Below are 25,035 nucleotides of genomic sequence, written 5' to 3'. Positions count from 1 at the left end.
GGGGTGGAATTCTACCCGGCCCGGACCTTCAACAGGACTATTCTTCCGGCAACTCCACCTCGCCGTACGCGATTTGCACGGATCAAGCCATGTGATGGCTGATCTCTTACGGCAGCCGCCGGATACGCGTGACGCCAGTGGACGTGTGCGGCATCGATGTCGACAATGAGCCAGGTCATGGCCGTCAACGGCCATCGAGGCTGCGCCAGCGCACGGACCTCCGAACCTCGCTGCAAGGATGCACGGCATGAAGATCTTCATCAGCTGGTCGGGAGAAACGGCGCGAAAGTGCGCCGAAGTGCTCGGGAGGGAACTTGGGCATCTCCACCCCGAGATGAGAGCTTTCGTCTCGTCGCTAGGCATCGTGAAGGGGCAAAGGTCGATGGAGAGCATCGCGGCCCAACTTCGGGACGCCGATGTCGGAATCATGTGCCTCACACGTGAGAACCAGCGGAAGCAGTGGATCAACTACGAGGCAGGAGCCCTGTCCAGGCGGACTGATGAGGACAAGGCCTACGTTCATCCCTTCCTCATCGACATGCCACCGGAGGAGATCTCCGGCCCTCTCAAGCAGTTCCAGGCGACCGACTCCTCCGTTCGGAGGGAGGTCTTCTCCATGATCCAGTCCCTCCACGACGAATGCGTCAACCCGTACAGCCCGGAGGCGCTGAGAAGGGCATTCGGGGATTTCTGGGACCGGGTGGACAGGGATCTGCGGGACATCAAGAAGGGAATGCCGACGACGGAGACACCGGTACGAGCAACGCCCGAGGACCTCTTCGGCGAACTGGTCGATCTCGTGCGCGACCAGAGCCGGAGGATCGGTGCGCTGGAGGAAAAGCTGAGCGCCCTCGGTGCCGCACCCGTACTCGTACCCGCTCCCAGGACGACTGCTGGAGACACTCCTCTGCGGGCCTCCGCCGAGGAGGAGGACAGGACGACGGACCATACGACCGAGGGAGTCCGCGAGATCGTAGGCCGCACCCATTTGGTGCAGGAGGACGCCCACGAGGGTGGAATCGCCGTGATCTGCGACAGCGAGGGATACCGGCGGGCCAACGAGAAGGCCGAGAAACTGCGGCGGCTCGCGAGCTGGAGCAAGATCCCCATCACAATCTCCCATGACGAGGAGTCTGTGACGTTCGCCCCGCAGTAGCCGCTTCGGCGCCAACTGGTCCCCTCCCGCTCGAGTCCAAGGAGTTCACCTGTCCACGCTGATCGCCACGATGATCACGGCCTTGGCCAGCGTTCTGATCGCCGTGCTCGCCTACGCCCTGAACCAGCGCGGAGAGATACGACGCTCCAAGCGCCAGGCTCACCTCGACCGGATCAACTCCCAGCTCAGGGACCTGTACGGCCCCCTCTTGGTCCTCGTTGAGACAAACGAACGGACATGGGACGCCTTCCGTGAGCGGCACCTGACATCGCTCGAGGAACGTCGGCAAGCCGCTGGTCTCACCGAGGAACAGAGCCGGCTCTGGCGCCGGTGGGTCCTCACTGTGCTGGTCCCGACAGCGCGACAGATGCGCGACGTCGTCCTGGCCCACGGCGACCTGTTCATCGAGGACGAGATTCCCCAGCTAGTTCTCGACTTCTGTGCCCACGTCTCGTCCTACGAGGTCACAATCGTCGAGTGGGAGGCCGGGGAGGACGGCAACGTTCTGGTCCGGCATCCAGGGGAGGGCCTCGCCAGGTACGTCCGCGACGCGTACCGGAGCCTCAAGTCGGCCCAGGCCAAGGTCCTCAAGGCCCAGGCATAAGCGGCCCCCGTCCAAATCCCGCCGTCCCGGTGCCCTGTCCGTCCCTCTGGTGGGCTTGGGTTCAGGACGGCTCAGTGTTGAGGACCGCTGTCGCCCACGCGGCGAGTACAGGTCTTCTCGCGTGCAGGACAGTCGTCTCTGACCGCGGTCCTCATTGGCGTCGAGATCCAGGCAGGGCGACGCAAGTAGATGCTGAGCGCGCGGTCGTCATCGCGCAACCGCTGCACGAGCGGGGCCAGGAGCTCTCGCGCTTCATCCGGCTCCGCTGTTGCGAGGAGCAGGGACGCGATGTCCAGGACTGCGCCCATGGCCAGGGAGTCCTGCGGCGGCGCGGTGTAAGGCTTGGAGGTCTTCTTCTTGCCGGCGGTCTTGAGCAGGGGCTGGGCCTGCGCGGTGCGGGAGGCATGTTCCGCGTCGAGCGTGGCGGCTAGGGCGGGAGTGCTGGAGTACGGGCGGGCCTCTGGCCAGGTCCGGAAGATCATGGCGACCACGGCTCGCAGATCGGCGAAGTAATGCGCGACAGGGACGGGCGCCCCTGCGCTCATAGTGGTATCGGGGCCTCCTGCGGCGATCAAGTTCGCAAGGTGCCGTTGGACGTGCAAGAGCACCTTCATGGTGACCGGATCAGGCTCCTCGTGCAGGGGGCCCTGCTGGGTCAGGTCGGCTCCGCAGGCAGCTGCGGGCTGCTCGGTCGGTGCCGACCGAGCCTGCGCGGAACGGCACTGCCGGGGGTTGAGTGCGTCGTCCGACAGGCGGGCGAGGGCGTTGGCCGTGCGGGCGGACTGCGCAGGCATGCCGCATCCGAAGCACTGGTGGGAGAGGAGTCGCCGATGCTGGATGCAGAGGAAGATCACGGGGAGGCGCCACAGCCGTTGCCAGGGGCCGCCGTGGCGGTCCTGGATGGGGGCGCCGTTCCCGGCGAGGCAGGGCGGGCAGTAGCGCGTGGAGCGGGTCAGAACCCACGGGTTGTCGTAGATCATCCGGGCTGGGGTGATGCGTGGGGTGAAGGCGGGGTTCAGCGGCCCGTACCGCTGTCCGAGCGGGGCGAGGAGCATGTCGGTGACCTCGGCGGGCGTCAGGTGGGTGGCGCGGGCGAAGTCCGTGAGGTGGGCGTCGTCCAGGTGGTGCTGGAAACTCAGGGGCAGACGGGTGGGCGGGCCGGGGCGGTCGCCGCGTGCCAGGCCTGTGCGGCGGACGACTTCTGCGGGTGTCGTGCCCAGCCGGTGGGCGAGACGCAGGACGAATCCGGTGAGGGTCTCGTCGGGCAGCGGGTCAAGGCTGCGGGGCAGGGGGCGCATGGTCAGCCGTTTCGTGGACCGCGGACGTAGATCTCGGGGCTCAGACTGTCCGCCGTCTCCTTTACGACTCCGAGCACCCGCTGCAACGCAAGGGATGTGCCGGGGAGGCGTGCAAGATCCCGGAAGGTGTCCCGGTGCAGCACGAGCGCGGCGTCGTAGAGCGGGCGTAGGACCCTCTCGGTCCAATTCCTGTCGCGGGCTTCGAGTACGGATTCGGCGATGCCCAGTACCGCGCCCATGGTCAGGGGGGACTCCATAGGGGCGAGCAGCGAGTTGATCCCGTACGGCCTCTTTGATCCTCCCGGCGTGCGGCGTCGACTGTCGCGCAGTCGCTGCTCGGCCTCTCGTCCGATCGCCTGTGCCAGGGCAGTTGTCGCGGCAAAGCAGCCGGCTTCCGGCCAGGAGGCGAGGATCAAGGTGGCCACAACTTTCAGGTCGATGAAGTACTGGGCGACCGGTACAAGTTGACTGCAGCTCATGGCGCCCTGCGGCCCGTCTGTCGTCAGCAGCGCATCCAGGCGTTCTTGGAGTGTCAGCAGCGCCTTGAGCGAGTCGGCGTCATCCGGAGTACGAGCAGCTCGGATGCGGGAGAGGTCGGCCCCGCAGACCGCCGATCGGCCCCCGCCCGAGCCCGGAGCGGATGACGATCGGCACTGGGCCGGATGTAGATCTTCCGTTCCCGGGCGAGCGATCAGACCTGCGCGGGCAAATTGACCGGGGGTGCGGCACGCGGGACAGACCCGGTGGAGGAGCTGCTGGTGCCTGACGCAGGCGAAGACCACCGGCAACCGCCAAGACCGCCTCCAGGCTCCCCCGTTCAGGGCTTCCTGCGGGCCTCCATCGCCCGCGAGGCACGACGGGCAGTACTGAGATGTCCGTACGAAGACCCATCGGTTGGGGCGGTCCAACTGCCGTGGACTCGTCCACGGCCGGTATCGCCTGCTCACAAGGCCGTATCGATGCCCCATCGGGGCGAGCAGTAACTTATCGGCCTCCGCCACGGTCAGATGTGCCGCGCGAGCCGCCCGGACAAGGCGTGGTTTGTCCATGTCCACCAACAGCCAGGGCGAGACTACGCCGGGAGACTCGCCCTGGGCGTCCGTCAACCCCAAACGGGATGCGACGTGGTCCGGGGTCGTGCCGTTGTGGCGGGCGAGGCGGAGGATGAAGCCGACGAGGGTTTCGTCGTCGAGTGGGTCGAGGCTGCGAGGCAGGGGGCGCATGCCGCTTTCACCCCGCTTCCTGAACTGACGCCTGTGACGCGCTGCGGGTAGCGGCCTTACGCGGGCGCGGAGTGATACCGAGGGTGCGGCACAAGGGCGGCGATGCCCCGAGCTCGGCCACGAGTCTCCGGCTGAGCGGGGCGCGCCCGGCCACCGCGGGTTGGTAGAGCTCGATGAGGCCGGCGCGTTCCTCGGAGTTGTCGGCGGCTTTGAGGAGGCGTTCCGCGATGCCCAGGATGGCGCTGGTCGCGAGCGCCGTGTCAGGTGGCGCGAGGAAGAAGTCACCGACCCGCGCGCCCTTGACCCGGCTGCGGAGGTCGCGGGCGCTTCGCTGGCGGCGCTCCCCGTCGCGGTCGGCGGCCCTGGCCAGTACCTCCGTCGCCGCCAACGGGCGTGCCAGGGGCCAGGAAGCGAAGATCAGCGCGGTGACGGCGCGCAGGTCCATGAAGTACTGGGCCACAGAGACCAGCTCCCCACAACTCAGGGTCAGTGCCTGGCCATTGAGGGACAGCAGTGCGTCGATACGCTCTTGGAGGCCGATGATTGCCTCTCGTGTCGCGCGGTCACTCGAGATGCTGCGGCTCCCCGCTGTGGCGGCCATGGAGACACCGCACACCGACCTGTCCCTGCTGCTGGTCTGGAAGATGGACGAGGCGCGGCACTGGGTGGGGTGCAGGTCCTCCTGGGAGGCATGTGCGATGAGTCCTCTCCGCGCGGCGTGGGCGGGGCGTCCGCAGTAGGGGCAGTGGCGCCGGAGCGTGCGGCGGTGCTCGACGCAGGCGAAGACGACCGGCAGGTGCCAGCGCCTCTTCCACGGGCCGCCGAGTCTGTCTCCCAGTGGGCTGCCGTTCCCGGCCAGGCAGCGCTCACAGAACTGCGTGCTGCGCAGGTGGACCCATCGCCGGGGGTTGGTGAGGAGTTGGGGTCCATACCACGGGTCGTGTTGCTGGCTGAGCGGTCCATAGCGCTCGCCGAGGGGCGCCAGGAGGAGGTTCTCCATCTCGCGGAGCGACAGGCCTGCCACATGCGCCGCATCGGCAAGTCTGCGCGGAGAGAGGTCGAGCAACGATCCTGCCGGAACGTAGACGCCCTCGCGGTGCGCGAGACCCATACGCGCGGCGATGGCCGCGGGCGAACTCCCGCTGTGGTGAGTCAGGCGCAAGATGAGCCCCACCAGCGACTCGTCCGGGAGGGGCGCGAGCGTGCGGGGCAGGGGGCGCGGGGTCATGCCTCGGCCGCCGGTGGTGTGCCGCGGTCGTCGAGGACCGTGTTCCGCCCCTTACGGGCCTTCGCGGCCTTCCGGGCCGGTTCCGCCTTCGACTGCGGGGCGGTGTCGACGTCGGGGATCTCTCCAGCTTCGGCGTCGCGCACGCCGTCCTTGCCGGGGACGTTGCCCAGGTTGATGGTGATCTCGTCGAGGAGGTCGATGGTCAGGTCCTCCAGGCCGCTCTCCATGGCCTTGGTCAGCCCGTCCTCGACCAGGCGCCGCAGGAGGCCGACGATGCCGTGGGTGCGGCGGTAGAGGTACTCGGGCATCCGGCCTTCGGACAGCGTGCCGGGGCCTGCGTTGAAGAGCCGGATCTGGTTCTCGATGCCGACGAGGTGGTCGATGAAGGCGCCGGTGCGCGCGTTGTTGCTGTAGTCGAAGGGGTCGAGGGTGACCAGGTCGAATCGGCGCTCGGTCTGGGTGGAGGCGTCAGGGTTGTAGCTCTTGCCCTTCTTCAGCGGTGCGTAGACCCACTGGTTGGTGCGGGGGTCGTGCCAGCCCTCCCTGAGCAGACCGGAGCGGGGGATGTTCACGCCGATGAGGACGAGCGTGACGTCCAGGTCCATCAGGCCGCGGATCAGGTCGAGGGTGTCCTGGTCGTCCTCCCGGTGCATCTTCAGGCGGGTGATGTCGTCGATGATCAGGACGGTGGTGGCGTGCGCCTTGATCGACTCGCGGACATTGCGGATCATGCCGCGCAGGTTTCTGCCGTAGGGGGCGCCGTAGTAGTCGAGAATCGCCTCGCACAGGCCGATCGGAGTGGCTTTCACCGGGGTCTGGCAGTAGGCGACCGGCGCGATAAGGTCCCGGGTGCCGGGCATCGGGTCGAAGTAGCACTCGGGGTACTGCTCGAACAGGGCGCGCCAGGTGTCCTCGAACTCGGTGGCGGTCCGGCAGGCAGTCTCCGTCTTGCCCTGGTAACCCCCACCGTTGATCATCAGCCCGTCCAGGGTGCTCGGGCCGATACGCATCGCATTGTTCTGGATCCGCGAACGCATCAACGTGGTGACCACCTCGCTCATCGGGGTGTCCAGCATCTGCATGTTGACGTGCGTGGCCGCCCGGTGCAGGTCGTACAGCGACTTCTTGCGCGGGCTCATCAGCGCATACTCGGCCAGGGAGATCTTCTTGACCGGCACGAACAGATCCCGCGTCCGGCGGAACTCCTGCCAGCCCTCGTGGCGGGTCCGATCCGGCCTCGGGCCGAAGCGCAGGAACGGCACGGGCACGTTCGACGCCTCCGGGTGCAGGTTGCTCATTTCACGTCTCCTCCGTCGGCTGCCGACCGGGACTCGGTGGCGGCGGGGCCGCGTCGTCGGGGCCGTCATCGTCGTCGGCGATGACGAAGAGGTTGCGGCCACTGCGGCTCGATCCCAGCGGGGCGGGTGCCGACGGCGTCCGCGAGGATGTCGCCGCCTCCCGCCGCCGACGCCGGTGGGCGTCCAGGCTGTCGGTGGCCTCCCGGACCCGCTCCCGCCACGGCGGCTCGGTATCCGGGGCGCCGACGGCCGTCAGGCGCGGCGGCTCGTCCGGCTTCGGCGGCTGTTGCGGCCGGTCCGCGGCGGCCGCCCGGGCCTGGGTGATCTCCCGTGCGTGCTGCGTCCGCTGGGACTTGGTCAGCTGGGACGGCCACCTCTCGACCGGATCGACAGCCCCCAGCATCTCCAGGAGGATCGGGACGAGGTCGCTGTCGGAGCGCGGCTTGAGACCTGCTTCCCGTACGCGGGTGAGGAGTTCCTCGACCCTGGCGTCCCCGAAGGCCGGCATCTCGCCCTCCGGCGGCAGGCCCGTCCAGCGCAGTTCGTGCCACTCATGGGTGCCGGGGTCCTGGAAGTACACCACCCTCCGGTCGCGGGGTTCGCGGTGGATGACCCACTGCTTCTTGTAGCGACCCCCGCGAGCGGAGTGCAGGTCGGGACGGTGCAGCAGCTCCGCGTCGTACCAGAGCCCCTTGACCTTCACGCCCCGCCGGTAGATCCGCTTCACATGGTGCTCGGGCAGGAAGCGGTAGTACGTCTCCGGGGACGGGATGTCCAGGTCGAAGCCCTCTTGGGCGAAGGAGGCGGCGAACAGGGTGTTGGGGCTGTGGTCACCGCCGGGATCCCAGCTGGGTGCGAACTCGCCGAGACGGCGGTTCTGCCAGACCTTCACGACCCAGGTCGCGATGAGGTGTTCCATCTCGGCCATGGTCAGCACCGCGTCGCCCTCCGGGTCTGCGCCGCGGTCGGCAACGTCGACTCCCGTGTATCCGGCCAGCTTCTCGAATACCAGCGAACGGATACTGCCGAAGACGCGCTCCACCGCGCTCTTGTCCTGCGGGCGCAGCACACGCGCCGGCAGGATCCGGCAGCCCATCGCCTCCTGGACATCCACCAGGTGATGGTTGCGGTAGACCGAGCCGTGGTCGGAAGTGACGGTCTCGGGAGTGAAGAACGGCAGCCCGGCCACCTCGTACCCGGCAAACTCCGAGACCATCGCGGCCGGCAGCCCCGGATAGGGCCACTCCATGTCCTCGCCCCACTCGTCCCGCATGGGCAGCGGCAGCATGACGTCGCGCAGCACCATCGCGACGTCCACCGAGGAGTCCGACACCAGCGTCAGCCGGAACGCGCAGATGGAGTGGGTGTAGACGTCCAGCGCCAAGGTGAGGTGGACGGTGACCGGGTCACCGAAGACGTTCTCGCGGACCATCACCGGCAGGATCGTCGTGTCCAGCGCGACCACCTGGCCGGGGCGAGTCACGAGCACATGCCCGTTCTTGGTGGGCAGTTCGGCCGAGCGCTCGTACTTCGGTCGGGTGCCGCCCGGCCCGAACCACTCCTTCCACACCCGCAGCAGCGTGTGATAGCTGGGGACCTCGATCTTCTCGCACTCTTCCCCGTCCCCGCCCCCGCCCTCGTCCCCCTCTTCTTCGTCTTCCTTCTCGAAGGTCTCCCGCACATAGCGCCGGATCATGATCTCGCGGGTCCGCGCGCTCACCCGGGACCGGTGATGCTGCGTCTCCGCACGGACCGCGAAGATCGCTTCACGGACCTCCTCACTGATACTCGGGTGTCCTCCGCTCGCCCGCAGCCACCGGTGATCGGCGCAGCCCACGATCCCGTACTTCCTGCGCCGCCGCTCCCACCGCTCCAGCGTACGCACCCCGACATGCGCGACCCCCAGGAGCAGCTTGGCCTCCTCGGGCCGCAGTGCCGACAGTTCGGCGGCCTTCGCCACCCGCCGCTCGGTCAGCGTCGTACGGTCCGGGTCGTACTCGGGACGCGGCTCCCCCGGCTCGGGCCGGAACGGATCACCGCTGCGGAATCCGCAGTTGACCTCCATCAGATGCGCGAAACGCTGTTCCATCAAGGGTCGCTTCTCCGGCTTCACATCACTCCACGAAGCCGCCTGCCGCCCACGGTTGGCGCCCTCCGCCGCCGTGCGCGACGACGACCGGCACCGCGGATGATTGACCAGAAAACGGAAGCTCACCCGCTGCCGCTCACCATCCGACCGCACCAGGTGGACCCGCCCCAGATGCGGCTCCTGCCGCTCGACCAGCCACTCCACCTCGTCGAGCACTACGCCCGCGCCAGGCGAGAGATCCAGTGCCGCCGCCCCCATCATGAGACGCCTCCTGCCAGCACCACCCGCGACCTGTCCGTCAGCGGCTGAGCGAGGTCGATGCCGAGCCTTCGGTGCCACAGCAGATGCAACAACTGGGCGCGTGCCACCGGCCAGTACATATGCGCGTCCGCCAACTCCCCGAACGTGACGCCCTCCTCGGCCTGAGCAAGCAGACCGGGCTGCACCCCGAGCACGTCACGCGTCGGACGACGCTTCCCGTAGAACGCACCGAGGGTGGACCGCACATGCGGGCGCCACTCGGCCACGACCGCGTAGTGCCACCCGCAGACCAACGCCACCTCCTCCGCGGCTGCGAACGACTCCAGATCCTCGGGTTTGATCAGATCCCGGGACCGCACGTCGATCAGCCAGGTTCCCGCCCGTGTGACCGCGAAGAAGTCCGGCGTGTGGTTACGCCACTTCTCCGCTGTACGGAACCGGATACGCAACGGCTGCGACAGCACTTCCACCGGATCACCGGCAAAGTCCAAAGCCACCAGCAACTGGTCCTCTTCGAGGCTCTCGAACCCGTGCAGACGCCCCGTCGACACCAGCGACTCCAGACCGGGCCTGTGCCGCTGCTCCCGCCGCCAGGTGAACCCCCGCATCGGCCCGCGGCTCGCCACCGGAACCTGCCCCAGGTGCCGGACCGGCCCCGTGACCTCGTCCCCGGCGTACTTCCACGTCGCCGTCCACCGGTCCAACCAACCGTCGGACAGGTCCAGGCCGTCCCGCCCGCCGTCCAGCGAGACCGGGACCATCAGATCCGTCCACGTGCAGCGGTGGGACCACAAGGAGCCCCAGCTATCGCTCATGTCCCCAGGTAAGCCGCAAGCTTCCCCTCGGAGGGGCGATCTTCGAAGTTGGCGACAACTTGCCTGCAAAGAGCACGGAACACGTCAAGAACAATGCGAATTCGGCGACAGATGTCGTGCTCAGGACCTCAAGAAGGGCCAGGTCGGAAGGGGAGGATGACGACAACTACCATGCTCAGTCTCACCGTGGTACGGGTGAAGGTCACCGGGTTCATCCGCGTGCCGGACCTGGCCCACGGCTGGACGGCCACCCCTCCGAGGTGGTCGAAGCCGGCCGGCGGATCACCGCCGAGGTGGTCGTCGTCGACACGCGCTCCGGGCAGGTCACCCTCTCCCTGGAGGGCGCGGGGGGAATCCGCTGTTGACCTTCACCTTGGGGCAGCGCCCAGCATCGACGGTGCCGGGCGCTCGGCCCGGTACGAGGAGGGACACGCATGGAGCTGCTGACCATCGGGGCGTTCGCGAAGGCGTCCCGGCTGTCGCCGAAGGCGCTGCGGCTGTACGACGAGCTCGGTCTGCTGACTCCCGCCCGCGTCGACCCGGACACCGGCTACCGCCGTTACGCGCCCGAGCAGCTGGAGCAGGCACGGCTGGTCGCCTGGCTCCGGCGGCTGGGCATGCCGCTCGCCCGCATCCGGCAGGTGTGCGCCATGGACCCGGGCGAGGCGGCCGGCGAGATCCGCGCGTACTGGGCGCGGGTCGAGGCCGACACGGCCGCGCGGCGGGACCTGGCGGCCTTCCTCGTCGACCATCTGACCGGGAAGGACCCCGCCATGTCCCGCACCACCGCACCCCTCTCCCTCCGTTACGCCGCCCTGTCCGACGCCGGCCGGGTCCGCCCGAGCAACCAGGACACCGCCTACGCGGGCTCCCGCCTCCTCGCCGTCGCCGACGGCTACGGCGGCAGGGGCGCCCTCGCCGGGGCGGCGGCTGTCGACGCCCTGCGAAGTCTGGAGTCGGAGACCGCCCCGGCGGGAGACCTGCTGAACGCGCTCGAGGACGCCCTCGGCCGCGCCGAACGGGCCGTGCACGGCGTCTCCGCGCCCGACGACGGCACCGGCGGCGACAGCACCGACGCCGGCACCACGCTCACCGCGATGCTGTGGACCGGCTCGCAGCTCGCGCTCGTCCACATCGGCGACTCCCGCGTCCATCTCCTGCGCGACGGGAAGCTGTTCCAGATCACCCACGACCACACGGTGGTGCAGTCACTGATCGACGAGGGGCGTCTCACCCCCGAGGAGGCCGCCTCGCACCCGCAGCGGTCCCTGCTGCTCCGCGCCCTGGGCCGGGGCGCCGACTCCACGCCCGACCTGCGGCTGCACGACGCCCGCGCCGGCGACCGCTACCTCCTCTGCTCGGACGGCCTGTCCACGGTCGTGCCCGCCGGTGACATCCACCGCGTGCTCACGGACACCCCCGAGCCCGAGGCGGCCGTCCGTGAACTCGTCGACCTGGCCAACGCGTCGGGCGGCCCGGACAACGTGAGCTGCGTGGTCGCGGACGTGGTGGCACAGGCGTAAGCGCACAGGCGTAAGCGCACAGGCGTAAGCGCACAGGCATAGGCGTTCCGGCCACCCGTCGGCGGGATCGGCGCGAACCCCCGCTCGCCCGGTCCCGCGTCCGGCACGATGAGGCATGCTCCCGGACCACTGGCACTTCACCACCGACGTCGAGGACTTCCTCACCCGCGCCGGAGCCTTCCTGCGCTCGCGCCCCGCCCTCCACACCACCCCGCTCACCGACATCGAGAAGCTGCGCCTGCCCGGCGCGGGCGACTTCGTCCTCGGCCGCCTGGAGACGGAGGGCGAGGTCCGCGCGGTCTGCTACCTCACCCCGCGCGGCCGCCTCGGCCTCACCCCGCTGGCCGGCGACGACGCCAATACCCTCGCCGCCCGCCTGTCCGCCCTCGGCCACTCCCCCGCCCAGGTCATCGCCGACCAGGAGACGGCCGACGTCTTCGCCTCTGCCTGGCAGGGGCACACCGGCGCGGTGCCCAAGCTGTTCTGGCACACGCACCTCTACCGCCTCGGCACCCTCACCCCGCCCCGGCCCCACCCGGAGGGCCGCGCCCAGCTCGCAGGGGAGGCGGACCGCGAACTCGTGGTGCGCTGGTGCCGGGAGTTCTGCGTCGAGGTCGGCGAGCAGCCGTCCATCGACCTGATCGACGCGGGCGCGTGGGACCGGTCCCGGTTCGGCGACCGCCACTTCACCTTCTGGCGGACCCCCGACGGCACCCCCGTCTCCATGGCGGCCGTCACCTCGGTCACCGGCGGCATGGTCCGCGTCGACCCCGTCTACACCCCGTCCCGCTTCCGCGGCCACGGTTACGCGGGCGCGGTCACGGCCGCGGTAAGCCGGGCCGCGCGAGAGGCGGGCGCCACGGACGTCGTCCTGTTCGCGGACCCGGCCAACCCGACGAGCAACGCCCTCTACCAGCGCCTCGGTTACGTCCGACTCACCGACTGCGCCGGCTATCGCTTCACGTACGACGGCCCGGCGTGAGGTGGTCGGAAACCCGATGGCCTCCGGGGCGGCCGGGGACCACACTGCCCGGGTGACGTCGCTGCACGAGAACGAGATCTCCGTCGACGAGGACCTCGTACGGTCGCTGCTGCGGGCCCAGTGCCCGCAGTGGGCGGACCTGCCGTTGCGGCCCGCGGGCGCGGGAACGGACAACACCATGTACCGGCTGGGCGACGGCCTGCTGGTCCGCCTGCCGCGGACGCCGGACGGCGGGCCGTCGTTGCGCAAGGAGCAGCGGTGGCTGCCCCGCCTCGCGCCCCTCCTCCCCCGCCGCGTGCCGGAACCCGTGCATGCCGGGACGCCCACCGACGCCTACCCGGTCCCGTGGGCCGTCCACCGCTGGATCGACGGCGAGGACGTCGGCCCGGACACGGTCCGCGACTGGGCCGCCTTCGGGGCCGACCTTGCGGAGTTCGTACGGGAGTTGCACCGCGTCGACCTGATGAGGGCGACGCGGGAGGGCGGGCTGTCCTGGTACCGCGGGGGCACCCTGGCGGCGTGCGACGCGTGGGTCGGGCCGGGCTTCGACGCGTGCCGGGCCGTCGAGGGGCTGGACCTCGACGTCGACACGCTGGAACGGCTGTGGCGGGAGGCGCTCGCCCTGCCCGACCCGGCCGGACCGCACGTCTGGCTGCACGGCGACCTCCGCCCGGCCAACCTCCTGGCCCGCGACGGCAGACTCCACGCCGTGATCGACTTCGGTGCGCTCTCGATCGGCTTCCCCGACGCCGAGCATGCCCCCGTCTGGGACCTCCCGCCCGAGGCCCGCCGCGCCTACTGGGACACCCTGGCCCTCGACACCCCGACCTGGCTGCGCGCCCGCGCCTGGGCCATCGCGGTCGCCGTCGCCGGCATCCCGTACTACTGGGACACGTTCCCGGCGTTCACGGCGGAGTGCCGCGGCCGTCTGGAGGCGATCCTCAGCTGAGCACCGGCAGGGACTGCCGCGCCCAGAGGGCCAGGTCGCTGCTGGTGCCGACCGCGAGGGTCCGGCCGGACGGGGAGAAGCCGGCGGCCCGGAACTCCGACGAGGACGCGTGGTGGACGTGCCACCAGGTGCCGCCGTGCGGTCCGCGGTTCCCTCCCCCGTCCGCGGAGAGGATCACGCGGTGGTCGGGCCAGTCGGGGGCGACGACGTCCAAGGCCCAGCCGTCGGGGGTGGTGTGGTGCAGGCCTCCGCCGAAGAGGCCGGCGATACGCACCGGCACGCCCGCGACCGGGCCGAGACCGGGGCAGGCGAGGTCGGGGGCCGCGTCGGGCGTGCTCGTGTCCGGATCGGGGTCACGGTCACGCGCGACGAGTTCACCGGTCGCCGCGTCGAAGAGGCCGTGGCCCGCGGTCGACACGGTCATCACCAGGTCCTGGCCGGTGCCGGGGTGGACGGCGAAGCCGATGCCGAGCAGGCCGCCGACCGGCCGGTCGAGCACCTTCCGCCACGGCTCCGGTGCCGCCACGACGGGCGCGGAGAGGTAGCGCTCGCGGATCTTCCGCTGGTGGTCCGTGATCACGTCGTCGAGGATCCTGTGCGCGGCATCCCGGGGCAACTCAATTGGGCGGACGGGGACGCCCCGTGCCGACACACTGATCTCCATGACGACGTACTCCGATCCCGCCAAGGCCGACCTGCACCGCTATCTCCAGGAGGCGCGGGACGCCCTGCTCTGGAAGCTGGAAGGGCTGTCCGAGTACGACGTGCGGCGGCCGCTGACGCCGACCGGGACCAATCTGCTCGGGCTGGTGAAGCACGCCGCCGGGGTCGAACTCGGGTATCTGGGCGACACGTTCTGGCGTCCGTCCGGCGAGCCGCTGCCGTGGCTCGCGGAGGACGCCGAGGTCAACGCGGACATGTGGGCCGCGCCCGACGAGACGCGTGACGCCATCGTGGGCCTGTACCGGCGGGCCTGGGCGCACGCGGACGCGACGGTCGAGGCGCTGCCCCTGGACACGACCGGCACGGTGCCGTGGTGGCCCGAGGACCGCGCCGAGCTGACCTTGCACCACGCCGTCGTCCGCGTCATCGCCGACACCAGCCGGCACGCGGGTCACGCCGACATCCTGCGCGAGCAGCTGGACGGAGCGACGGGCGAGCGGCCGGGCGCCACCAGCCTCCCCTCGGCCGACCCCGCCTGGTGGGCGGCCTACCGCGACAAGCTGGAACGGGCGGCGCGGGAGGCCGCGGAGCCGGGTGACGACCCCACCACCGGTCCCGGTTCCCACGCCACCCCGTGACTCAGCCCTTCACCGCCCCCGCCGTCAGCCCCTGCACGATGTGCCGGCTGGCGAAGGCGAACAGCACCATCGTCGGCAGGATCGTCAGCACCGCCGCCGCGGACATCGACCCCCAGTCGATGTTGAAGCTGGAGATGAAGCCGTTGAGCGCGGTCGGCACGGTCTTGTTCTCGTCGCTGTTCATCAGCGTCACCGAAAGGAACAGCTCGTTCCAGCAGTTGACGAAGTTGAAGATGAACGCGGCGACGATCCCCGGCCGCATGACCGGCAGCAGCACCTTGATCAGCGCCCCGAGCCGGGACAGGCCGTCGATCATCGCGGCCTCCTCCAGCGCGTCCGGGACGTTCTCGAAGAAGCCGCGCAGCATCACCGTGCAGAAGGGGATGCACACGGCGATGTAGACCAGCATCAGGCCGAGCCGGTTGTCGACCAGCCGGAGGTCGGTCATCAGCAGGTACAGCGGGCCCAGCGCGATGAACGACGGGATCATCTGCGTGACGAGGAACGCCATCAGCAGCGCGGACTTGCTGCGGAACTCGAACCGGGCGAGGACGTACGCCGAGAGCGTGGAGATGGCGGTGGCCACCGCGCCCGCGACGGTCGACACGACCAGGCTGTTCACCAGGTACGTGCCGAAGTCCGCCTTGCCGAACAGGCCTTGGTAGTTCTCCAGGGAGAAGTTCTCGGGCCAGTAGGAGATCGGGAAGGAGAAGATGTCACCGGGGTCCTTCAGGGACGTGACGGTGATCCAGTACAGCGGGAAGAGGGAGAAGACGAGCCAGAGGCCCAGGAAGGTGAACTTCGCGGCCCTGCCGGCCGTGGTTTCCTTGCCGATCACGCCCGCACCCCTCGCTTTCCGCCCCGGCCGGCGCCCCGTCGGCCGCCGCCCCGCTCCCGTGTCGCCGTCAGGAAGAACGTCGCGAACACCAGCAGCACCGCCACCACCAGCAGACCCAGCGCGGACGCCTTGCCGTAGTCGCCCTGCTGCGTGATCTTGATCATCCAGGTGGTCACGATGTGCGTCTCGTCGTTCGGCCCGCCCCCGGTCATGCCGAAGATCAGGTCGGGGAAGTTGAAGATCCAGATGACCCGCAGCAGCACCGTGAGCACCAGCGTCACGCGGATGTACGGGATGGTGATGCGGAACAGCGTCCGCGCCTTGCCCGCGCCGTCCAGCGCCGCCGCCTCGTACAGCTCGTCCGGGATCGACTGGAGCGCGGCCAGGATCATGATCGCGAAGAAGGTGACCCCGTACCAGACGTTGGCGACCAGCACGGCGATCATCGCGGTGTCGGGGTCGGCGAGCCAGGCGACCGGCTCGTCGATCAGGCCGGCCTTCTGGAGCAGGTCGTTGACGACGCCGAACTCGCTGTTGAACATCCAGCGGAACAGGATGCCGATCAGGAACCCGGAGATCGCCCACGGGAAGAAGATCAGCGCCTGGTAGAGCCCGCGGAGCCGGAACCTGCGCCTCAGCCACAGCGCCAGCGCGAACCCGATCACCAGTTGCGGCACGATCGAACCGACCACCCACAGCGCGGTGTTGCCCAGCACCGTGCCCCACGCGGGGTCGGTGAAGACCTCCCGGAAGTTCTTGAACCCCACCCACGAGGTGTCCGTGAGGTCGGTGAGGTTCCAGTTCCGGAACGCCATTTGGCTGCCGGCGATCATCGGGTAGTACGTGAACAGCGCGACGAAGACCGCCGCCGGCGCCATGAACGCGGCGACGACCAGTCCCCGCCGGGTGGTGAACTCCCTGCGCCTGCGGCCCCCGCCGGTCCCGCCGCGGGGCGGGGCGCCCTCCTTGCGTACGGAGGGCGCCGCGGTCACGCCGGACGTCGGCGTGGACGTACCGGACATGGTCACTTCTTCCACTTCTCGGTCCAGTAGGCGTCCCAGCCGGCCAGCAGCTCCTTCGGGGTGAGCTTGCCGAGGATCATCTTCTGCACGTCCGTGTCGGCGCGCTGCTGCCACTCCGTCCACCACGCGACGCCGCGCGGCTGGGTGACGACGAGGTACGTGTCCGGGTTCTCCGTCATGGTGACGTAGCTGGCCCACGGGCCGGTGCGGTAGAACTCGTCCTCGGCCGCCGCCTTGAGGATCGGCACCAGGCTGTTGCCCTTGGTGAACCGCGTGGACGCCTCACCCTCGGAGAGGAACTGCACCAGTTTCACGGCCTCGGCCTTGTGCTTGCTGCCCTCCGCGACACCCCATCCGGCGGTCGCCAGCGGCTGCACGGTCTTCCCGCTCGGCCCGGCCATCAGCGGCGCGGTGCTCCACTGGTTCGCGTCGAGGGACTTCGACTCGGAGACGGTGGCGATGACCTCGGGGTCCTGAAGCAGGAACGCGGTCGAGCCGTTGGAGAAGCCCTCCACCATCTCCGGGTAACCCCAGGCCACGGACGACTTCGGCGACGCCTCCTTGAACAGCTTCAGGTACATCTCCATCGCGTCCAGCGCCTCGGGCGCCGAGAAGATGGTCTTGCCGTCCTTCAGGAGGTACCCGTTGGCCGGGTCGATACGGTCGGCGACGTACGCCTCGATGGCGGCCGTGGCGTTGCTGTGGGCGTTGGCGCCGCCGCGGAAGGCGTAGCCGTACCGGCGCGACGACGGGTCGTGGATCTTCGACGCCTGCTCCAGCAGTTCCTCCCAGGTGGCCGGCGGCTTGTCGAACCCGGCCTCCTTGATCAGGTCGGTGCGGTGGAAGAGGCTCAGCCCGTAGAACCCGTACGGCACGAAGTAGGTGCGGCCCTTGTCGTCCTCGGAGGCGGCGACAGCGTTGTCCGTGAGCGCGTCCCAGCCCTTCCAGCCGGCCAGGTCCTTCTTCATGTCGTACAGCCAGCCGTTGTTCGACCAGGGGCCGACGGTGATGTCACGGACCTCCAGGACGTCGACGCCGCTGCCCGACTGGAGCATCTGCTGGAGCTTCTGGTCGGCCTGCTCGGTGGGCGGCGAGACCAGGTTGACCGTGACCTTCGGGTTCTTCTCCTCGAAGTCGGCTATGAGCTCCTCGAGGAGGTCGGTGCGGGCGGGGTTGGTCAGGCTCTCCACCATGTTGAGGGTGACCGTTCCGCTCTCACCGGGACTCATCGTGGAGCAGCCGGTCAGGAGCATCGCGGCGGCGGTGCCGAGCGCGAGAGCTGCCGTCCTTCTTCTCATCGTGCTGACCTCTTCCTTGCGGTGAACGGGGCGACGGGGGGCGCGGGTGCGGGGGCGACGAGGTACAGGGGATGGGCGGATCAGGGGCGGGCGGCGCGGGCCCACTCGCCGAGCACGGGCACGCACCGCTCGGCGAAGTACTCGTAGTCCTCGGCGGTGTTGTAGAGATGCGCGGACAGCCGTACGTAGCCGATGCCGCCGAATGCGGTGAACGCGGCCTCGACGCCCAGCTCGGCGGCGGCCCGGTCGCGCAGGGCGTCCGCGGCCTCCCGGCAGTCGGCGAGACCGTCCGGCAGCCGCACCAGCCGCATGCCGGGCACCGGCATCCCCACGTCCACGCGGGCGTCCTCGCCGGTCAGCGCGGTGACGGCGGCGGCCACGACCCGTTCGCCGTACCCGGCCAGCTCGTCCATGTAGCGGCGGGCCGCGTCCCAGCCCCAGGTGCTGTCGACGAAGTCCAGCGCGGTCTGCGCGGCCAGGTAGTTGGTGGCGTCGAGGGTGCCCTGCTGGTCGAAGCGGTCCGGGTACGGGTCGGGGGCGCCCCAGGAGTCGATCAGGGGGTGGAGGTCGTCACGGAGCGGGCCGCGGGCGACGAGGGCGGCGGTGCCACGCGGGGCGCAGGCCCACTTGTGGAGGTTGCCGGCCCAGAAGTCGCAGGTGAGGCCCTTGAGCGGCGAGGCGAGCAGGGCGGGTGCGTGGGCGCCGTCGACGAGGAACGGCACCCCGCGGCGGGCCGCCTCGGCGCCGATCCGCTCCACGGGGAACCGGCGGGCGGTCGCGGAGGTGATCTGGTCGACGACCAGCAGGGCGGTGGCGTCGCCGACCTCCGCCATGACCGCCTCGTACGCCTGCTCCTCGTCCGCGTCCAGCGGCACACGGGCGGTGCGGACGCGGCCGCCCCAGCGGCGGGCGAGGCGTTCGGCGCCCATGGTGACGGCGCCGTAGCCGTGGTCGGTGACGACGATCTCGCCGCCGTTTCGTGCGGGGAGGTTGGCGTAGACGACGCTGACGCCGGCGCTGGCGTTGGGCACCAGGGCGAGGTCGCCCGCGTCCACGCCGAGGAACGCGGCGAGGCCGGTCCGGGCCGCCGCGATCCGCTCCGGCAGCTCGGGGAACCACACGACCGGCGCCCGCTCCATCTCCGCCCGCAGCGCGTTCTGCCGCTCCTGGGCGACCAGCGGGACGGCGCCGAAGGAGCCGTGGTTGAGGTGGCGCAGGGCGGGGTCCAGCGACCACGCGTCCACCGCGGGCCGGCCGTCGGCCAGCAGCAGGGGGCGGGGCGCGGTGCTGACGTCGGTCTCGCTCACATGACTCCCATCCGCGAGGGACATCGGGGGACCGTCGGACCATCGGGAGACCCGAAGGCCAAGACGTATGATGACTCGGGATGTTGGCATGGGGTTTTCGGCCATGACAAGACCTGTGAGCGGGAAGAAATCAGATGACTCATGAATGTTTCACCGAAGACATCTGATCTCTCGGGCGACTAGAGTTCACTCGGGCGGGGGCGCGGAGTGCGCGGCCCGTCAGGGGAGGCAACGGATGTCGGCAGTCGACAAGGCGTTCCACGGCCTGCGCCACATGATCGCCACGGGGCGGCTCGGCGCCGGGGAGCGGATTCCGCCCGAGGCGGACCTCTGCGAGGAACTCGGCGTCTCCCGCGGCTCGTTGCGCGAAGCGGTACGGATGCTGGCGGCGCTGGGCGTGATCGAGCCGCGCCACGGCTCGGGCACGTACGTCTCGCAGCTGCGCCCCGAGGACCTGATCGGCAGCCTCTCCCTGACCCTGCAACTCCTGCCCCTGCCGGGCCTGCTGGAGGTCTACGAAATCCGCCGCGTCCTGGAGGCGCACGTGGCGGCGCAGGCGGCGGCCCGCGCGACCCCGGAGACCATCGAGACGCTGTTCTCGCTCATCGAGGCGATGGAGGCCACGCAGGACCCGACGGAGGCGTCCGACCTGGACCACCGCTTCCACGCGGAGATCGCCCGCGCGGCCGGCAACCCCACCCTGGCCTCCCTCCTGGCGGTCTTCCGCTCCCGCTCCCGTAAGTACCAGGTCTTCACCCTCCCCGAGGGCCCCGACCTCCGCCGCAAGAGCGACGCCGACCACCGCGTCCTCGCCACGGCCATCGCCGCCCACGATCCGGGAGCGGCGGCGGGCGCGGCGGAGGCCCATGTGGCACAGACGGAACGGTGGCTGCGGGCGTTGGAGCCGCCGGTGGAGGACGAGGGGGCCTGAGCGGCCGGATGCCGCGTCAGAACGGCAACGGCCGCGCCCGTACCACCTCCAGGCTGGACACCGCCCGGGTCAGCACCACGTAGAGCCGGTGCAGTCCGCGCTCCTCCGCCTCGGCGATCGCGGCCGGCTCCACCGCCACCACGTGGTCGTACTCTAGACCCTTGACGACGCTCGCGGGCACCACGCTGACACGCGCCGCCGGGCACTCCGGCCCCGCGGCCTCGACGCCCGCCTCCGCCAACGCCCGCAGCAGCGCGGGCACATCGGCATCCGCCGCCACGACGCCCACGGACCCCTCCCGCTCCAGGGCGTCCCCTACGGCGGCCACGACCGCGCCCGGCACTTCGGCGGGGTCGTCCACGACCCGGCTGCGCACCTCGCCGTCCGGGCGCAGGGAGCGGGCCGCCGGCACATCGACGTCCAGTCGCCCCAGCAGCCGGTTGGTCAGCTCCACCACCGCCTGCGGCACCCGGAAACCGGTGGTCAGCGGCACGACGGCCGCCTCGGGACGGCCCAGGTGACGCAGCGTTCCGGCCCAGGAGCGTGATGCCCAGGGTGTCGTCCCCTGCGCCAGGTCGCCCAGCACCGTGAGCGACCCGAAGGCGGCCCTGCGGGCGATGGCCCTGCACTCCATCGGGGACAGGTCCTGCGCCTCGTCGACCACGACGTGCCCATACCCCTCGGGGTGCTCGATCAGCCCGGCCACCTCGTCGAGCAGCAGCAGATCGGCGGCCGACCAGACCGCCGACCGCCATGACCGCGGCGGGCACGCCCACAGCAGAGCCTTCTGCTCCTCCGCGTCCAGGATCCCGTCGGCCGCCCGCGCCAACCGGTCGGCGTCGGACAGCAGTTCCGCCACCACCTGCTCCGGCCGCACGAGCGGCCAGACGGCGTCCACGTACGCCGACACCGGCCGCGCCCGCTCGATCCGGCGCACCCAGGCGGCGCCCCGCGGACCGCTGCGCCGCTCGGCCTGGTCCTGGACGGCCCGCACGATCCGGGCCCGCACCCGCTCCCGCCCCACGGCGTACGGCGGTTCCTCGTGCAGCACGCCGGCGACGATCCGGGCGAGTGCGTCCCCGTCGACCCGCCACCGGTAGGAGCCGTCCGGGACGGCGAGGGAGTCCGCGTGATCGGTGTGCACCCGCGCGTACAACGCCCGGCGCAGCACCTCTGCGGTGCGGGCGTCGTGCTTGAGGAGGGCGGTCCGCTCGTCGTCCTCACCGGTCACCGGGTGCCGGGCGATCTCCTCGGCGAGGGTCGACTGCCGTACGCCGGTCTCGCCGAGGGAGGGCAGCACCTCGGCGATGTAGGTGAGGAAGGTCCGGTTCGGGCCGAGGACGAGGAGGCCGCCGCGGCGCATCCGCTGCGGATGGGTGTAGAGCAGATAGGCCGCCCGGTGCAGGCCGACGGCGGTCTTGCCGGTGCCGGGAGCGCCCTGCACGCACACGGTGAGGTCCAGGTCGCCGCGGACGAGGTCGTCCTGCTCGGGCTGGATGGTGGCGGCGATGTCCCGCATCGGCCCGACACGCGGCCGCTCGATCTCCCGGGCGACGATTCCGCTGACCCGGTCCTCGCCCCGCTCCAGGTGCTCGTCCTCCAGGCCGGTGAGGTCACGGGAGTCGCCCTTGCTGCCGGGCGCCCAGCCGAAGCGGCGGCGCACGGCCACACCGTGCGGGTCACGGGCGGACGCCTGGTAGAAGGTGCGGGACACCGGTGCCCGCCAGTCGACCACCAGGGGCGGGGCGGCCGGGTGTTCGGTGATCCGCAGGCGTCCGACGTGGTAGCTCTGCCCGGCGTGGTCGGGTTCGTCCCGGCCGAAGTCCAGCCGCCCGAAGAACAGCGGGCCGGGCGGCAGTTCACGCAGTTCCTTGGCCCGGCTGCGCAGCCGGTACCCGAGAACCTCGGCGTCGGCGCCGGACGCGGAGACGTCCTCACCGGAGATCACCTGCTCGTCGGCGCCTCCGGTCATGGCGGCGAGGGCTGCACGGCAGCGGTCGTGATGGGCGCGTTCCTGGTGGAGGGCGTGCTGGGGCACGGGGGCGTCGGACGTCATTCCCCCGAGCGTAGCAAGAAACGTTACTCAGTAATCTTTTTTACTTGGTTACGAAACCCGGAAGGCTGTGCTCCAGCACCCCGAACGCCCGCTCCGCCGCGGCCACCGCGTCCTCCCGTACGGCGTCGAGGCGCTCCCCCGCCGCGATCCGCCGCCAGTTCTCCTGCGCGAGGATCCGCCGTACGGCGATGATCTGTCCGGCGGCCAGCCGGGCGTCGAGCCCGCCGCCGAGCGCCTCGGCCAGCGCCTCCTCGGCGCGCTCGAGATGGCTGTGCAGCCGGGCGACCAGGGACGGTGTGCCGTAGAGCAGGGCGTGGAAGGAGAGCACCTCGGGGTCGTCGTTGAGCCCCGTCACCGGGTCCCGGCGCTCCAGCCCCTCCAGGAAGTGACGCTTCAGCGCCTCGATGGGTGTCGGCCCCTCCCGCACGACCCGGGCGGGCTCCTCCTCGTGGTCCGCGATCCGGTACAGGACGAGGTCCTCCTTGGCGGGGAAGTACCGGAAGAGCGTCGGCTTGGAGATCTCGGCCGCGGCGGCCACCTCCGCGACGGACACCGCCTCGAACCCGCGCTCCAGAAACATCCGGATCGCGAGGTCCGACACCGTCCGGTACATCCGCCGCTTCTTGCGCTCCCGCAGCCCGATCTCGCTCATGCGGCGAGCCTACGCACTGCCCGGGCCGCGCCCGCCTCAGCCCAGCGCGCGGGCCAGGTACGGGTTGGCCGTGGCCCGGACCGGCAGGCCGAGGGCGCCCGTGGCGACCGCCAGGGTCACCGCGTACGAGGCGACCGCCCGGCGGACGTTGGGGGCGTCGAGGCTCGCGCCGGTGACGATGCGGTCGAGGTCGATGTACGCGGAGCGGACAACCTCGAGGCGCCGGTACACCGGCCAGTCCTTCTGCCAGCCGCGCGTGTACTCCGGCGGGAGCTTGCGTGCCCAGCGGCGGAACATGCGGTCCCGGATCTCCGGGCGGGTCGGGGTGAGGTGCATGTGCCGGACCAGGTCGTAGAGGGGATCGCCGATGAGGGCCATCTCCCAGTCGATGATGCTCAGCCCGCCGTCCCGGCGCACCAGGTTCCACGGGTTGAGGTCGCCGTGGAGGAGGGAGGGCTTCCGGTGGCTCACCTCCTGTCGGGACAGGATGTGGGCGAGGCGTTCGGCGTCCGGCAGTCCCAGCTGCCGGGCGAGCTGCTGCGTCTTTCTGGGGAGCTCGGCGACGAGGCGCACCAATTGGGCCGTGAGCCACCGGTGGAAGCCCGGCTCGCCGGCCGTCGGGTCGATCTGCTTGTAGTCCACCCGGGTCAGGGCGCAGAGCTGGTCCACCAGACCGTCCGCCTCGTGGGGCAGAAGGCCGTGCACGGGGTGGTTCGGGGGGCGGTCGACATCCTCCGGTCCCATGTAGGTGTGGATCGCGAAGTGATCGTTCGCGTACGTCTCGCCCAGTGCCAGCGCCCTGGGCGCGTTCACGGCGACCTTCGCCTCCTCGATGCTGCGCAGCACGGCGTGCTCGCTGAGGAAGTGCGGCTCCAGCCGGGTGACGTCGGGCAGCCTGCGCCGGACGACCACCGGGTAACAGACCCCGGGAACCCGAACCACGGTGTTGAGGTGGGCCGTTCCCTTGAAGACGCGGCTGGCCGGGGCCGCGCCCTCGACCGACAGGGCATCGAGGACGTCCCTCTCACCGAAGTCGTCCGGCAGCGTGAGGCGCCGGTCCGGCAACCACCCGACGACCTGAGCGCCGCGCACCTCGCGTGACGCCAGCCAGCGGAACAGGGCGCGCTCGATCTCCTTCGGCCCGGGGAGGCTCCGCAGTCCGAGCGGCCGCGCGGCCGCGTGCAGCGCCCGGTCCACCTCTGCCGTCGCCTCGTCCAGGTTCTTCTGCGAGTACGCCTGCTCGAGGGACTGCGCCGCCCTCATCACGTCCGGGAACACGGACTGCGCGCGCTCGAAGTCGAGGTAGTGCTGGAGGTCCTTGCCCAGCCCGTTGACGGCCGCCGGGCGGACGCGACGCATGGCTTCCTCCCAGGCGGCGATCACCTCGGGCCACTGGTGATCCGGGTACCGCATGCGCACCAGGTGGGTCGCCAGGTCGTGGAGGGGGTCGCCGTAGGTCGCCAGCTCCCAGTCGACGCAGATCAGGGGGAGCGATTCGCCGTAGGAGACGATCACGTTGTCCCGGTGCAGGTCGGCGTGGAGCAGGCTGTACGGCCGCCGCGCCATGGCGGGGGTGCGCTCGGCCAGCCGGACCAGGGCGTCCTCCGGGATGCCGAGCGCCGCGAACAGTCCGCCGAAAGCAGTCCAATTGGGCCGGCGGATCTGCTCGTCCGCGAGATGCGCGAGGGTGCGCAGGAACGCCTGGCTGTCGGTGTCGTTGCTCGGCCAGTGGAGAGGCAGGGGTGGCAGGGAGCTGCGTCTGACCCGGGTCATCTGGGCGAGCAGTCCGGCCAGTGCCCGCACGAGCAGGGGGTCCACGGGCTTTCCGTTGGCGCAGATGCTGGAGAGCGGCACGCCTTCCACATAGCTGTGGACGGCGAAGTCCTCGCCCTTCGCGAGACACTGCGGTACATGCGGCAGCGCGTCCTTGACCGCCCCGAGGATCTCGTCCTCGTTGTCCCAGGTTCGGATCACCACCGGCAGCGCCCCGGCCCGGCGGATGCGCACCGTCACCGACGTCCCCGGCTCACGGCCCAGTAACCGCGCCTCGGGCTCGTCCGGTGCCAGCACGTAGTTCTGATTGTGGTGACCGCTGGCGGCCGTACCGCACAGCGTGGCGCGTGCCACGAAATCGCGGAGCCGGTCGTCCGGCGAAGTGGGCACCCCGAGGGCCGGTCGGGGAAGAGGTGGTGCGCCCACTGGCC

The 25,035-nt window shown here is 70.5% G+C and carries 22 protein-coding genes and 2 pseudogenes; 8 read left to right on the top strand and 16 right to left on the bottom strand.

The genetic code is table 11. From position 1 onward, the window contains the following. Positions 1 to 247: 247 nt before the first annotated feature. Both ACQY0Z_RS08395 and ACQY0Z_RS08390 read left to right on the top strand, forming a co-directional pair. Positions 248 to 1,156 carry a toll/interleukin-1 receptor domain-containing protein gene (locus ACQY0Z_RS08395; RefSeq protein ID WP_439812031.1) on the top strand — a complete coding sequence of 303 codons (909 nt, stop codon included), beginning with the start codon at positions 248 to 250 and terminating at the stop codon, positions 1,154 to 1,156. Positions 1,157 to 1,226: 70 nt separating this feature from the next. Then, positions 1,227 to 1,760 (top strand): hypothetical protein, encoded by a 534-nt coding sequence (locus ACQY0Z_RS08390; RefSeq protein WP_439812030.1) that lies wholly within the window; start codon positions 1,227 to 1,229, stop codon positions 1,758 to 1,760. A 71-nt stretch (positions 1,761 to 1,831) separates the two neighbouring features. On the opposite strand, the gene ACQY0Z_RS08385 is transcribed toward ACQY0Z_RS08390, so the two are convergent. The 4 genes and pseudogenes from ACQY0Z_RS08385 to ACQY0Z_RS08370 form a co-directional block, all read right to left on the bottom strand. Continuing rightward, positions 1,832 to 3,058: a TniQ family protein gene (locus ACQY0Z_RS08385; protein ID WP_439812029.1), complete on the bottom strand. Its 1,227-nt coding sequence runs from the start codon at positions 3,056 to 3,058 to the stop codon at positions 1,832 to 1,834. Between the two features lie 2 nt (positions 3,059 to 3,060). After that, complete coding sequence (locus ACQY0Z_RS08380) at positions 3,061 to 3,537, bottom strand: hypothetical protein (RefSeq protein WP_439813408.1); 477 nt, start codon at positions 3,535 to 3,537, stop codon at positions 3,061 to 3,063. Positions 3,538 to 3,864: 327 nt separating this feature from the next. Next, a pseudogene (locus ACQY0Z_RS08375) lies at positions 3,865 to 4,281 on the bottom strand (TniQ family protein); the annotation flags it as partial. A gap of 7 nt (positions 4,282 to 4,288) precedes the next feature. Continuing rightward, positions 4,289 to 4,882 (bottom strand): hypothetical protein, encoded by a 594-nt coding sequence (locus ACQY0Z_RS08370; protein ID WP_439813407.1) that lies wholly within the window; start codon positions 4,880 to 4,882, stop codon positions 4,289 to 4,291. Between ACQY0Z_RS08370 and ACQY0Z_RS08365 the strand changes: the two genes are divergently transcribed. Continuing rightward, complete coding sequence (locus ACQY0Z_RS08365) at positions 4,881 to 5,021, top strand: hypothetical protein (RefSeq protein WP_439813406.1); 141 nt, start codon at positions 4,881 to 4,883, stop codon at positions 5,019 to 5,021. The two genes, ACQY0Z_RS08370 and ACQY0Z_RS08365, sit on opposite strands and share 2 nt — an antisense overlap. Before the next feature lie 74 nt (positions 5,022 to 5,095). Here ACQY0Z_RS08365 and ACQY0Z_RS08360 read toward each other — a convergent pair. The 4 genes and pseudogenes from ACQY0Z_RS08360 to ACQY0Z_RS08345 form a co-directional block, all read right to left on the bottom strand. Continuing rightward, positions 5,096 to 5,509 (bottom strand): annotated as a pseudogene (locus ACQY0Z_RS08360) (TniQ family protein); the annotation flags it as partial. Continuing rightward, positions 5,506 to 6,807: an AAA family ATPase gene (locus ACQY0Z_RS08355; protein WP_439812028.1), complete on the bottom strand. Its 1,302-nt coding sequence runs from the start codon at positions 6,805 to 6,807 to the stop codon at positions 5,506 to 5,508. The gene ACQY0Z_RS08355 and the pseudogene ACQY0Z_RS08360, both read right to left, overlap by 4 nt. A gap of 1 nt (position 6,808) precedes the next feature. Continuing rightward, positions 6,809 to 9,157 (bottom strand): transposase, encoded by a 2,349-nt coding sequence (locus tag ACQY0Z_RS08350; RefSeq protein WP_439812027.1) that lies wholly within the window; start codon positions 9,155 to 9,157, stop codon positions 6,809 to 6,811. Further along, positions 9,154 to 9,972, bottom strand: coding sequence for a TnsA-like heteromeric transposase endonuclease subunit (locus tag ACQY0Z_RS08345; protein WP_439812026.1), 819 nt, complete (start codon positions 9,970 to 9,972; stop codon positions 9,154 to 9,156). Before ACQY0Z_RS08345 ends, ACQY0Z_RS08350 begins: the two co-directional genes overlap by 4 nt. A gap of 434 nt (positions 9,973 to 10,406) precedes the next feature. Here ACQY0Z_RS08345 and ACQY0Z_RS08340 point away from each other — a divergent pair, with 434 nt between their 5' ends. From ACQY0Z_RS08340 to ACQY0Z_RS08330, 3 genes are all read left to right on the top strand, one after another. Then, a complete protein-coding gene (locus ACQY0Z_RS08340) occupies positions 10,407 to 11,495 on the top strand; it encodes a MerR family transcriptional regulator (protein WP_439812025.1) in 1,089 nt (362 codons plus the stop codon). A 115-nt stretch (positions 11,496 to 11,610) separates the two neighbouring features. After that, entirely contained in the window at positions 11,611 to 12,477 is an 867-nt protein-coding gene (locus ACQY0Z_RS08335) for a GNAT family N-acetyltransferase (protein WP_439812024.1), read from the top strand. Positions 12,478 to 12,529: 52 nt separating this feature from the next. Next, entirely contained in the window at positions 12,530 to 13,426 is an 897-nt protein-coding gene (locus ACQY0Z_RS08330) for an aminoglycoside phosphotransferase family protein (protein WP_381725114.1), read from the top strand. On the opposite strand, the gene ACQY0Z_RS08325 is transcribed toward ACQY0Z_RS08330, so the two are convergent. Next, entirely contained in the window at positions 13,419 to 14,006 is a 588-nt protein-coding gene (locus ACQY0Z_RS08325; protein WP_381730284.1) for a hypothetical protein, read from the bottom strand. The genes ACQY0Z_RS08330 and ACQY0Z_RS08325 overlap by 8 nt on opposite strands. Before the next feature lie 82 nt (positions 14,007 to 14,088). Here ACQY0Z_RS08325 and ACQY0Z_RS08320 point away from each other — a divergent pair, with 82 nt between their 5' ends. Further along, a complete protein-coding gene (locus tag ACQY0Z_RS08320) occupies positions 14,089 to 14,727 on the top strand; it encodes a DinB family protein (protein WP_381730258.1) in 639 nt (212 codons plus the stop codon). Between the two features lies 1 nt (position 14,728). On the opposite strand, the gene ACQY0Z_RS08315 is transcribed toward ACQY0Z_RS08320, so the two are convergent. The 4 genes from ACQY0Z_RS08315 to ACQY0Z_RS08300 form a co-directional block, all read right to left on the bottom strand. Next, positions 14,729 to 15,565, bottom strand: a complete 837-nt coding sequence (locus ACQY0Z_RS08315) for a carbohydrate ABC transporter permease (protein ID WP_254587772.1) — start codon at positions 15,563 to 15,565, stop codon at positions 14,729 to 14,731. Continuing rightward, entirely contained in the window at positions 15,562 to 16,593 is a 1,032-nt protein-coding gene (locus tag ACQY0Z_RS08310) for a carbohydrate ABC transporter permease (RefSeq protein ID WP_381725108.1), read from the bottom strand. The genes ACQY0Z_RS08315 and ACQY0Z_RS08310 overlap by 4 nt, the downstream gene beginning before the upstream one ends. Next, complete coding sequence (locus ACQY0Z_RS08305) at positions 16,590 to 17,885, bottom strand: ABC transporter substrate-binding protein (RefSeq protein ID WP_439812023.1); 1,296 nt, start codon at positions 17,883 to 17,885, stop codon at positions 16,590 to 16,592. The genes ACQY0Z_RS08310 and ACQY0Z_RS08305 overlap by 4 nt, the downstream gene beginning before the upstream one ends. An 80-nt stretch (positions 17,886 to 17,965) precedes the next feature. Then, positions 17,966 to 19,216, bottom strand: coding sequence for an aminotransferase class V-fold PLP-dependent enzyme (locus ACQY0Z_RS08300; protein ID WP_439812022.1), 1,251 nt, complete (start codon positions 19,214 to 19,216; stop codon positions 17,966 to 17,968). A gap of 211 nt (positions 19,217 to 19,427) precedes the next feature. On the opposite strand from ACQY0Z_RS08300, the gene ACQY0Z_RS08295 reads away from it, so the two are divergent. Continuing rightward, positions 19,428 to 20,123, top strand: a complete 696-nt coding sequence (locus ACQY0Z_RS08295; RefSeq protein WP_189896482.1) for a FadR/GntR family transcriptional regulator — start codon at positions 19,428 to 19,430, stop codon at positions 20,121 to 20,123. Between the two features lie 16 nt (positions 20,124 to 20,139). Here the strand turns inward: ACQY0Z_RS08295 and ACQY0Z_RS08290 are convergent, their stop codons facing one another. The 3 genes from ACQY0Z_RS08290 to ACQY0Z_RS08280 are packed head-to-tail and all read right to left on the bottom strand — an operon-like array spanning position 20,140 to position 24,958. Continuing rightward, the gene (locus ACQY0Z_RS08290; protein WP_439812021.1) at positions 20,140 to 22,179 is read right to left on the bottom strand and encodes a HelD family protein; all 2,040 of its coding nucleotides are present in this window, start codon (positions 22,177 to 22,179) and stop codon (positions 20,140 to 20,142) included. Positions 22,180 to 22,219: 40 nt separating this feature from the next. Continuing rightward, the gene (locus tag ACQY0Z_RS08285) at positions 22,220 to 22,831 is read right to left on the bottom strand and encodes a TetR family transcriptional regulator (protein WP_439812020.1); all 612 of its coding nucleotides are present in this window, start codon (positions 22,829 to 22,831) and stop codon (positions 22,220 to 22,222) included. Between the two features lie 36 nt (positions 22,832 to 22,867). After that, the gene (locus tag ACQY0Z_RS08280; protein ID WP_347224946.1) at positions 22,868 to 24,958 is read right to left on the bottom strand and encodes an aminoglycoside phosphotransferase family protein; all 2,091 of its coding nucleotides are present in this window, start codon (positions 24,956 to 24,958) and stop codon (positions 22,868 to 22,870) included. Between the last annotated feature and the right edge of the window lie 77 nt (positions 24,959 to 25,035).

Source organism: Streptomyces sp. P9-2, from assembly GCF_051903975.1.
GTDB lineage: Bacteria > Actinomycetota > Actinomycetes > Streptomycetales > Streptomycetaceae > Streptomyces > Streptomyces cellulosae.
The sequence above is the reverse complement of the archived record's forward strand: the minus strand, read 5'-3'. Positions and strand labels throughout refer to the sequence as shown.